The organism is Formivibrio sp. oc-25 (genome assembly GCF_055810895.1).
The window spans coordinates 134,569-145,754 of sequence record NZ_JBVVOL010000007.1; the positions used below are offsets into that span (position 1 = coordinate 134,569).

The 11,186-nt window shown below is 61.3% G+C and carries 6 protein-coding genes and 1 riboswitch; all 6 genes read right to left on the reverse strand.

The window, feature by feature from the left end; all coding sequences use genetic code 11:
• Positions 1-10: 10 nt before the first annotated feature.
• Positions 11-1,816, reverse strand: a complete 1,806-nt coding sequence (atzF, locus tag AC0KVQ_RS06845; protein ID WP_473420399.1) for an allophanate hydrolase — start codon at positions 1,814-1,816, stop codon at positions 11-13.
• On the reverse strand, positions 1,813-5,412 hold the full coding sequence (gene uca, locus AC0KVQ_RS06850) for an urea carboxylase (RefSeq protein ID WP_473420400.1): 3,600 nt from the start codon (positions 5,410-5,412) through the stop codon (positions 1,813-1,815). Before uca ends, atzF begins: the two co-directional genes overlap by 4 nt.
• 261 nt (positions 5,413-5,673) lie before the next feature.
• Positions 5,674-6,327: an urea amidolyase associated protein UAAP2 gene (locus AC0KVQ_RS06855; protein ID WP_473420401.1), complete on the reverse strand. Its 654-nt coding sequence runs from the start codon at positions 6,325-6,327 to the stop codon at positions 5,674-5,676.
• Between the two features lie 11 nt (positions 6,328-6,338).
• A complete protein-coding gene (locus tag AC0KVQ_RS06860) occupies positions 6,339-7,130 on the reverse strand; it encodes an urea amidolyase associated protein UAAP1 (protein WP_473420402.1) in 792 nt (263 codons plus the stop codon).
• A gap of 49 nt (positions 7,131-7,179) precedes the next feature.
• Positions 7,180-7,299, reverse strand: a riboswitch (guanidine-I (ykkC/yxkD leader).
• Positions 7,300-7,497: 198 nt separating this feature from the next.
• Complete coding sequence (rlmB, locus tag AC0KVQ_RS06865) at positions 7,498-8,253, reverse strand: 23S rRNA (guanosine(2251)-2'-O)-methyltransferase RlmB (protein ID WP_473420403.1); 756 nt, start codon at positions 8,251-8,253, stop codon at positions 7,498-7,500.
• Positions 8,254-8,256: 3 nt separating this feature from the next.
• The gene (locus AC0KVQ_RS06870) at positions 8,257-11,133 is read right to left on the reverse strand and encodes a bifunctional diguanylate cyclase/phosphodiesterase (RefSeq protein WP_473420404.1); all 2,877 of its coding nucleotides are present in this window, start codon (positions 11,131-11,133) and stop codon (positions 8,257-8,259) included.
• Positions 11,134-11,186: the final 53 nt, after the last annotated feature.

Sequence of the window (11,186 nt, forward strand, 5' to 3'; positions counted from 1 at the left end):
CCCCGTTAGCTCAAACGCCAGCGGAACGCTGCGCCAGCCATCGGCGCCAGCTGCCCAGCGCCGTGATATCTTCCGCTCCGACTAAGCCGGCCGGTTCGCAGATAAAGCCGCATACCTCCTGGCCATCCACCAGCCTGACTTTGCCGATGCCCAATGGCGCCGGGATACCTGCCACAAAGCTGCCAAACGCGCTGGCCGGCAACTCCCAGACTTCCACATCGATGCTGGCGCCGCTTTCTGCCACTTTGACCATGCCCGGGCGCAAGGGCGGGCTACCGGCCAGCGCGTAGAAGCGATATTCCGGGGCCGAACGGGTGGCGGCGATCAGCCGGCCACCGCGCTGCGTCAACTGCCAGTTCAGCGGCAAGCCGGAAAGATGCGCGCCACACACGGCCACCCGCACCTGGCCATTGACCACCGCTGGTGGCGCACTCTCCGGCACCGGCAAGGATTGCTGCGTGGTGCCCAACAGTAAACCTGTATCGGCCTGCCAGCGAGCAGCCAGTTGCAGCAAGGGCTGATCCTGATGCGCCGGTGCGAACAGGGTCACGCCGAACGGCAGGCCGTCCGATCGCATCGCGGCCGGAACGGCCACGGCGGAATAATCGAGCAGGTTCATGAAATTGGTGTAATAGCCCAGATCGGTATTGAGCCGGAGGGGATCGGCCACCATGTCGGCAATCGTATATTGCCGCCCTGCCGTCGGCGTGAGCATCACATCCACGCCTTGCCACAGTTCGGCGCAGCGGCGCATGAGCGCCTGCAGCCGGTAAAACGCATCGAAGGTATCAGCGGCAGAAAACTTCTTCGCACCCAGGGTGATGTCACGCGTCACCGGGAAAACCGATTCTGGCTGGCGCTCGATGAAATCCTTTATCGCATGGTAGCGCTCGGCCACCCATGGGCCGCCATAGAGCAGGCGCGCGGTTTCCAGCAAGGGGGAAAAATCGATTTCCACCACTGTGCCACCCAGCAATTCCAGGCGTGCGACTGCGTCAGCAAACAGCGCCGGGTTTTCCGTATCGCCAAAGAACGCCAGTTGTTCGGGCTTGGGAACGCCGAAGCGGAAGGCATCGCCCGCTGCAAACCCGCGCCCATGCGGCTGTGCCTGGCGGCTATACGGATCTTGCGCATCCTCACCCTGCGCCACGGCAAAGACCTGCTGCGCATCGGTTGCGGTGAGGGCAAAGATCGAAACGGCATCGAGCGAGCGGCACGCCGGCACCACGCCACGTGTCGAGAGCAGGCCACAACTGGGCTTCAGTCCGACCAGATTGTTGAATGCGGCTGGCACACGTCCAGAGCCGGCGGTATCGGTGCCGAGCGAAAAACTGACCTGCCCACAGGCCACGCTCACAGCCGAGCCCGAGCTGGAACCACCGGAGATGAACGCCGGATCGAACGCATTGTGGCAGGCACCATAAGGCGAGCGCGTGCCGTTAAGCCCGGTGGCGAACTGGTCGAGATTGGTCTTGCCCAGCGGAATCGCACCGGCCGCGATCAGTTTCTCCACGACGAAGGCGCTGGATTCGGGCACATAGGCGTAGTCCGGGCAGCCGGCCGTGGTCGGATGATCGGCCAGATCGATATTGTCCTTGATCGCAAACGGTACGCCATACAGCGGCAGACTGGTCGGATCCTGCCCTTCCAGCGCCTTGGCCATTACCAGCACGCGTTCAAGCGGCAGCAAGCTGATCCAGGCGTGGCGGGTATCGGCACTGGCCTGCGCATGCAAATACGCCATCAGGGCACTGGGCTTCAGGTCATCACGGTAGGCTTGCGCCAGGGTTGTCAGATCAAGGCTTGCGGGAATCATGCTGCAGCTCCTTCCAGGGTTTGCAGTACCAGTAAATCCTGTCCGGCCGAAACCGGCGAAGCTTCGCGGCAAAACACCTGCAACACTTCGCCTGCAGCCGGTGCAGTGACGGTAAATTCCATTTTCATCGATTCCAGAATCACCAGCGCATCGCCGGCCTCTACCTGCTGGCCTGGCTCCACCAGTACTTTCCAGACATTGCCGGGCAGATGCGCCGGCACCAGTCGCGCACCTTCAGGCAGATCGAGTTCGGTATCCGCGCCGGCTGCGGCAATATCGGCCTCGCTGATGTATTCGGCCTGGCCCGCGGCTTTCCAGCGCTCGCGCTCGGCATCGAAGGCGGCCTGCTGGCGGGTTTTGAAGATATTGATCCCGGCAGCGTTGTCCGCCAGGAAGCGGCGGTAATCGGCCAGCTTGAAAACACCTTCCTCGATGCGCAGTGAAGCGCGACCGGCGACGAAATCCTTGCGCAACTGCAGCAGCTCGCCTTCGCTTACCGGATAGAAACGGATCTGGTCGAAGAAACGCAGCAGCCAGGGTTTGCTGAATTCGCGCGTGCGATGCCAGCGGTTCCACATCTGCACGGTGCGCCCGACAAACTGGTAGCCACCCGGGCCTTCCATGCCGTAGACGCACATGTACGCCCCGCCGATGCCCACTGCATTTTCCGGGGTCCAGGTGCGGGCCGGGTTGTATTTGGTGGTAACCAGACGATGGCGCGGGTCCATCGGCGTGGCCACCGGCGCGCCCAGATACACATCACCCAGCCCCAGCACCAGATAGCTGGCATCAAACACGGTGCGGTAAACGTCATCAATCGAATCCAGCCCGTTGATGCGGCGAATGAATTCGATATTGGACGGGCACCACGGCGCATCCTTCCTGACCGATTGCATGTATTTCTCGATGGCCAGCTTGGTGGCCGGGTCATCCCAGGAGAGCGGCAACCACACGGTGCGGCTGGGTACTTCCATGTCATCAATGCTGGGCAGCGCCGATTCGGCCTGCTGCAAGTGTTGCAGCAAGACGTTGCGATCGGTGCTGCGGGCATCGAAATGCACCTGCAGCGAGCGGATACCCGGCGTCAGATCGATGATGCCGGGCAAGGGATGGGCTTGCAGCCAGGTCATCAGGGCCTGCACCCGCATGCGCAGTTCGATATCCAGCACCAGCGGGCCATATTCGATCAGCAGATAGGCATCGCCAGCCTGACGGTAGACCACCCGCAGGCATTCGCCCTGCGCCGGCAACTCGGCCAGTACTGGCGTCGTCACGCTTTCCGGCTCAGCCACGGGCGCAGCAGGCAGGATGCCGTCGTGCAACAGGGCATGATCCAGTGCCTGCAAACGCAGCGCGGCCGTCTGCGCACTGACCGGCACAAAGCGCACCGTATCGCCCGGACGTAACTGGCCCAGCTTCCACAATTCGGCCTGCACCACCGCCGCCGGGCAGACAAAGCCGCCGAGGCTGGGGCCATCCGGGCCGAGGATCACCGGCATGTCCCCGGTAAAGTCGATTGCGCCAATGGCGTAGGCGTTGTCGTGGATGTTGGACGGGTGCAGCCCGGCCTCGCCGCCGTCGGTCCGCGCCCAGTCGGGTTTGGGGCCGATCAGGCGCACGCCGGTGCGGCTGGAGTTGTAATGCACTTCCCAGTCGGAGGCAAAGAACGTGGCGATATCCGGATCGGTGAAGAAATCCGGCGCACCGTGCGGGCCATACAACACGCCGATTTCCCACTGGTGGGCATAGGCCGGTGCCGGCATGCTGCACGGGTTATGCACGGCCTGCGCGGCCGGCACATGCAAGACATCGCCCATACGCAGGCTGCGTCCGGCATGCCCGCCGAACTGGCCCAAGGTAAAGGTGGATTTGCTGCCCAGATAATCCGGCACATCGAAACCGCCCGATACCGCCAGATAGCTGCGGCTGCCGCAATCCTTGACGGCGCCGATGCGCAGGATACTGCCGGCAGGCACGAAATGGCTTTGCCAGAAAGCGATGGGTTTGTCGTCCACCGTGGCTGCGGTTTCAGCGCCGGTGAGTGCAATGACAGCATCGCAGTTGAATTTCAGTGTCGGCCCGCTCATGGTGCATTCCAGTGCGGCAACCCCTTGCGGATTGCCGACCAGCCGGTTGGCCGCACGCAGGGCCAGATCGTCCATCGGGCCAGATGGCGGCACGCCGACATCCCAGTAACCAATACGCGCAGGCCAATCCTGGACGGTGGTCTGCACACCGGGTTCGAGCACTTCGAGCGTGAGCGGACGATAGTGGAAACTGTTGAGGTAGCGCGTGGTCTGCAGGCCGCTGCGGAACACGTCGCCTTGCAGGATCTGCATCAGGTAGGCGCGGTTGGTTTCAATGCCGCAGACACGGGTATCTGCCAGCGCTGCAAGCATTTTTTCCACGGCTGCCTCGCGCGTGGGGGCATGCACGATCAGCTTGGCCACCATCGGATCGTAGTACGGCGGCACTTCCGAGCCGGTGGCAACCGCCGTTTCCACGCGGGCATCGGCCGGGAAAGCGACTTCGGTCAGCAACCCGGAAGATGGCTGGAAATTCCTGGCCGGGTCTTCGGCATACAGGCGCACCTGGATCGAAGCACCCTGCGGAGCAGGTGCTGCTGCCGGCAAGGCCAGATCGCCGGACGCCAGCAACACCATCCATTCGACCAGATCCACGCCGGTGACCTCTTCCGTCACCCCGTGTTCCACCTGCAGACGGGTATTCACCTCCAGGAAATAAAACTCGCCGGTTTGGGCATCCATCACGAATTCCACCGTACCGGCGGAACGATAACCCACGGTCTGCATCAGGCGTACCGACGTATCGGCCAGACGCTGGCGCTGCTGGACGGATAGCCCCGGCGCGGGGGTTTCCTCGATCACTTTCTGGTTGCGGCGCTGCACCGAGCAATCACGCTCGCCCAGCGCCAGCACTCGGCCGTGTCCATCGCCGAAGACCTGTACTTCGATATGGCGTGCGGCCTCGACGTATTTTTCCAGATAGATGCCGGCTTCCTTGAAGTTGGCACGCGCCAGCCGATCCACCGAGGCATAGGCTTCGGCCAGTTCGTCTTCCGACCAGATCAAGCGCATGCCGATGCCACCGCCGCCTGCCGTACTCTTCAGCATCACCGGGTAACCGATCCGGGCGGCTTCGGCGCAGGCGTGGCCCGCATCATCGAGCAGGCCGCTGCCCGGCAGCAGGGGCACCCCTGCCGTCTGCGCCAGCTCACGCGCGGTATGCTTCAAGCCGAAAGCCAGCATCTGCGCCTTGGTCGGGCCGATGAAAGCGATACCGGCAGCTTCACAGGCATCGGAAAACGCCGGGTTTTCCGAAAGAAAACCATAACCCGGGTGGATCGCCTGTGCGCCCGTCTGCTGTGCGGCAGCCAGAATTTTGTCCATGGCGAGGTAGCTTTCAGCCGCCGGCGCCGGCCCGATACAGACCGACTCATCGGCCAAACCGACATGCAGCGAACCGGCATCGGCTTCGGAATACACGGCCACCGAAGCTATGCCGAGTTTTTTGAGCGTGCGGATAATCCGGCAGGCTATCGCCCCACGGTTGGCAATCAGGACTTTGCTGAACATGATGGTGTCTCGCTGTCGCGGGTCGTCCCGCTTATTCTTTTACCGACCGGGTCGTCCCGGCGGGAGCCTTTACTGACTCAAATATCGCTCCACCCTCTCCCCAATCCTCTCCCGAACGGGAGGGAGCGTTGCTGTGGCACTGCTTTCACCTCTCGCCCCTTGGGGGAGAGAGGTTGGGAGAGAGGGGCAGCCTCGATGGCAAGGCTATCGGGCTGGCACGCCCAACCTACGCCTTCAAGCTGCAAAGGCGCAGCCGCTGGATCAGTCCCAGATCAGGAATTGCACCGGCGTCGGGTTATAGGCATTGCACGGGTTGTTGAGCTGCGGGCAGTTGGAAACCAGCACCCACACATCCATTTCCGCACGCAATTCCACATACTTGCCCGGGCCGGAAACGCCATCGTCGAACTTCAACTGGCCCTCTTGCGTAACCGGGACATTCATGAAGAAATTTACGTTCGGCACCAGATCGGCCTTGGTCAACCCGCTTTCGGATTGCTGGATTGCCAGCATGTAGTTGTCGCGGCAGCTGTGCATGAATTTCTTGGCCAGCGCATAGCGCACGGTATTGCTCTCGGCGGCACAGGCTCCGCCGAGCGTATCGTGGCGGCCACAGGTATCGGCCACGATGGTCAGCAACGGATTGCCTTCATTGCTGCAGAGCACCGAGCCGGTAGTCAGGTAGATACCGCCCTGCTGCAGCATGGTCTGCGTTGCGCTGTAATGCTCGTGGATGTCATGGCGGTTGTAGAAAATCACATCGGCGGCCTGGTTGCCTTCCAGATCGACGATGCGCAGGGTTTGCCCCTTTTTCACTTCATGCAGCCACGGCTCGCCCGAGGGTAGCGTCTGGCTGTAGCAAGCCTGTGCCGGGTCCAGCCGGCTTTCCTGAATACGAATGGCAGCAGCAGTCATGTTTTGTCTCCTCAGGCCAGATACAAGAGATCGGTGTTATAGAGCGCCCGCCCGCCTTCGGGGCGGAAGCTGCGGCAATAATCGTCTGCTGGTGCCGGGCCGCAACGCCAGGCTGCTACGCCGACCTTGCCCGGCGCGTACTCGGTGCGGGTATCGAGCGGGTGCGGGGCGGCAGAAACTGCCACGATCACATCCATATCCAGGCGCAGATCGATGCTGGCACCTGCCGGGCAGTGATCCGGCACAAACTGGAAGCGCCCTTCCCCATCCACGCTGACCTTGCTGAAGAAATTGACTGGCGCGACCAGATCGCGTCGCTGCAGACCATACTTGCCGATCTCGATCAGCAAGCCATCACGCCCGGCCCGGTACATGCCATTGCGAAACTGCTGGTAAGGGCGTGTGCCGTATTTCTCAGTCATGCGCTGGCTATCGAGCAGCAAGCCCAGCGGATCGTGCCAGCCCAGATCGTCGCGGATAATCGAGGCCATGGCACGGCCCATATCGCTCATCAGTACATGGCCGCGCGTGTAGTGCGCGGTATGCTGGGCCTTGAGCGAATCCGGCATGTTGTAGCGTTCGAGCTTTTCCTGGGCGCTGTAGAGCACCAGCGATAGATTGGCACCGGCATCCAGCGCAGTCAGGCGCAGGGCTGTGCCACGCGGCAGGCGCCAGGACCAATGGCAACCGCCGGGGATCACATCGGAAAACATCACGGCATCGGCGGGCAGATCGGCAGCAAACTGCTGCCAGCGCCGGTCGATATCAACCCCTTCCAGGGTCAGGGCAGTGTGGGGATACATCGCATGCTCCTTCGAGGTTCAATAGCGAGAGGGCGCTTGGTCAAAGCGATCCTCCCGGGCTTTTGTCCCTCCGTGGAGCCATGCATGTGCAGGAATCTGCTGGCAAGGCCGGCTGCTCTCGGACCAGTCGTTTCAGCGAAGTGAAACCGGAACCCTAGCAACCTTTTCGATTGAACGAACATCAGAACAGCGTATTCGTCCCTCTCATACGGGAATACTCAGCACAAAGCGTGCCACGTTTAAAACCATGAAACAGGCACCAACAACGGTACCAACCGGTAATCCGGCCACGCACCGATGCCCAAGGACGGGGCCAGCGCACCAATTCAATGCATCCCAAGGCCGGATCCATCGAAATTTGCATCTATCACTTGCGCGATTGTTCGGCCTGCATCTGCCGCTGGCGACGACTCTCGGCCAGCACAATGCCGGTGGCCACCGATACATTCAGGCTTTCCACTGTGCCGTACATCGGGATCGACACCAGCGCATCGCAATGTTCGCGCGTGAGCCGGCGCATGCCGTGGCCTTCTGCACCCAGCACCCAGGCCAGCGGGCCGGTCTGCTCGAAGTGGTAGAGATCGCTGCTGCCATCAGCATCGGTGCCGACAATCCAGACACCGGCATCCTTCAGTTCGCGCAGCGTGCGCGCAAGATTGGTCACCATGATGTAGGGCACCACTTCGGCCGCGCCGCAGGCCACCTTGGAAACGGTGGCATTGATCGGTGCGGATTTGTCTTTTGGCGCGATCACGGCATGCACGCCCATGGCATCGGCCACGCGCAAGCAGGCACCCAGATTATGCGGATCGGTCACGCCATCGAGCACCAGCAGGAAAGGCGGCTCATCCAGGTCTTCCAGCACTTCATCAACCGACAGAAAACTCTTTCCTGCGTCGATCACCGCCACCACGCCCTGATGTCGTGGCGAACCCGCCAGGCCGGCCAGGCGCTCGGCATCGATTGCCACGACTTTGCGCTGGGCGCGCTCGGCCAGCGCCAGCAAATCCTGCATGCGCGGATCATGGCGCCCCGTGCTGATATAGAGCTCCAGCACGCTGTCGGGCAAACGGCGCAGGCGCGCATTGACGGCATGAAAACCGTAGATAGTCTTTTTTTGCATGTTTCAATAAACCTGTGAAGGAAGATCTTGCGGCCGCAAGGCAGTGGGCAGTTGATCGGCGGGCAAGGGCGGGCTGTACAAAAAGCCTTGTGCCACATCGCAACCGATGCCGCGCAGGAAGGCCGATTGCCCCGAAGTTTCCACGCCTTCGGCCACCACCGCAAGCTTGAGCTTGCGCGACATGGCCACCACCGCTTCCACAATCGCCGCGCTGTCCTGATCATCCGGCAGCGGAGCGATAAAGGCCCGGTCGATCTTGAGCGTATCGAGCGGGAAGAGTTTCAGGTACGCGAGCGACGAATAACCGGAGCCGAAATCGTCGATGGCCACCCGTACGCCCATCTCGCGCAACTCGCTCAGAATCGCGCGCGCTTCATCCGGATTCTGCATGATGATGCTCTCGGTAATTTCCAGCGTGAGGCGTTCCGGCTCCAGGCCGGCCTGATCCAGCGCGTTCTGTACGATGCTTACCAGGTGGGTGCGCTGGAACTGGCGCGGGGAAATATTGACGGATACCCGGTGCGGATCGATACCGTCATCAAGCCAGGCACGCAACTGGCGGCAGGCTTCATGAATCACCCAGGATCCCAGCGGTTCGATCAGACCGGATTCTTCCGCCAGCGGGATAAAGCTGGCCGGCGGCACCATGCCCAATTGCGGATGCTGCCAGCGTACCAGCGCCTCCACGCCGTAATAGTCTTCGCCGGCCAGGTCATACAGGGGCTGGTAATGCAACACGAACTGGTTGCGCACCAGCGCATTGCGCAGGCGCCCTTCCAGCTGGCGGCGCTCGCTTACCTGTTCGCTCATGTCGTTGGCATGCAGCTTGTAGGTGTTCTTGCCCTGTTCCTTGGCCTGGTACATCGCCATGTCTGCCATGCGCATCAGCGCAGTGGCATCGCGTGCATCGAGCGGAAAACGGCTGACGCCGATACTGCAGGTCACGAACAGTTCATGTCCGCGCACGATGCAGGAACGCCCAACCTCGCTGATGATGCGCTCGGCAATCACGCTCAGTTCCGCATCCTCGGGAGCATCTTCGATCAGCACGGTGAATTCGTCACCGCCGAAGCGGGCAATGAAATCATGGCGCTTGAGGCAATAACCAAGCCGCAGGGCCACCACCTGCAACAGCTCATCGCCGATCGCATGGCCAAGACTGTCGTTGATGACCTTGAAACGATCCAGATCGATAAAAAACAGTGCCAGGCGCGTACTGCGCAACGCGGCCTGTTGCACGGCCTGCACCAGCTTTTCCTGCAAGGCGCTGCGGTTGTGCAGCAAGGTCAGCGGATCGCGCTGCGCCAAAAACTGCAAACGCCCTTCGACCTCCTTGCGTGCCGTGAAATCGCTGAAAATCGCCACGTAGTGCGTGGCTTCGCCGTTCTCGTCACGCACGGCGCTCAATGAGCCCCAGGCCGGATAAAGATCGCCACTCTTGCGCCGGCCCGGCAATTCCCCCTGCCAGCGCCCGTCGCGCCGCAGACTGTCCAGAATCTGCAAGCCCAATACCGAGCTGGCTTCAAGGTGGCAGAACATTTCACTGGTATTGCCAAGCGCCTCGTCGGCCTCATAGCCGGTAATGCGGGAAAAAGCCGGGTTGACCGCGATGATCCTGCCCTCAACATCGGCCATGGCAATGCCTTCGGAAGCACTGTCGAACACCTGCGCCGCCAGTCGCAGTTGCTGCTCGGATACCAACTGGTCGGTGACATCGATGGCCATGAAACAATCGCCGTAATGCACACCCTCCGCGTCATACAGTGGCAAACGCTTGCCTTGCAAGGTACGCGCACGGGATTGGGCATGCACGGTGCATTCAAACCCTTCCTCGATAGTCATCTCTTGCGGCAAACCCAGACGACTGCGTATTTCCACGCTCGATCGTCCTGCGAGCTCGCGCGGAAGAAAACCCGTCAACAGTGCGAAGGCACGGTTGGCATACACCAGCATGCCCTGGCGGTTTTCCTTGAAGATGTGAATCGGCAGCGCGTTGAGAATGGCATCCAGCGATTTGTGTTCGGTCGCGATATCGCGCTTGGCCGAACGCTCTTCCTCAGAGGATGCCGCCAGCAGCAAACCGGTCACTGTCAGGTTGAGCACCAGCAACTGGATCGGCAACATGGCCGACCCATGTGCCTGTGACAGCACCAACCCCAGCGATACGGAAATCGCCAATGAAAGCAAGGCCGCAGCGCCCTGCCCCATGCGCAAGGCCACCCAGATCATCAGCGGAAAAAACAGGAACTGCCAGCCGGCCGCATCGACATCCTGACGGCCATACAACAGCCGGACTGCAGCGATGGCAACCGCCAGCACCAATACCATCTCCATGCCGCGCCCGCGCCAGATTTCGCGCCAGTCAACGCGCACCAGCAAGAGCAGTGGAATGGCCACGAGATAACCGGAAGCTTCGGCAATCCAGTTGGACAAAATGCGATAGGCACTGACCTCGTGCACACCAACCACGCCAGTGACCATATGCAGCAATGCAGCCAGCACCACGGACAGCAGGCTCATCAGCAGGCCACCCATCAGCATCAGCTGCAGAGCTTCCGACAAACGCAGGCGGGTACGCTTGCGCAGGGGCTGCAGCAAACGGCAGGCAAGCAGGATCGTGGCAAGAGAAATCAGTACCAGACCAGCCGCCAGACTCAAGGGCAGGCCGCTGGACAAGGGAAGAACAAACAGTGCCGGCACGGCGAAGGGCCAGTACTGGCGGCCATTCAACAACAGCAATCCCACGATCACGGCATTGACCGGGCAGATAAACCGGATGACCCCGAATGTCGTATTCAGGCCGGCGATCAGCAGTGCGAACAGCAGGGATGCCGCACAGAGATAGCTTCCTGCTTGCCGGAATGTGTGGTGGGATCGCATTGAAAACCAATGTTATAAAAGCGGTTTCTAATATTACAAAGAGCACGCATCCT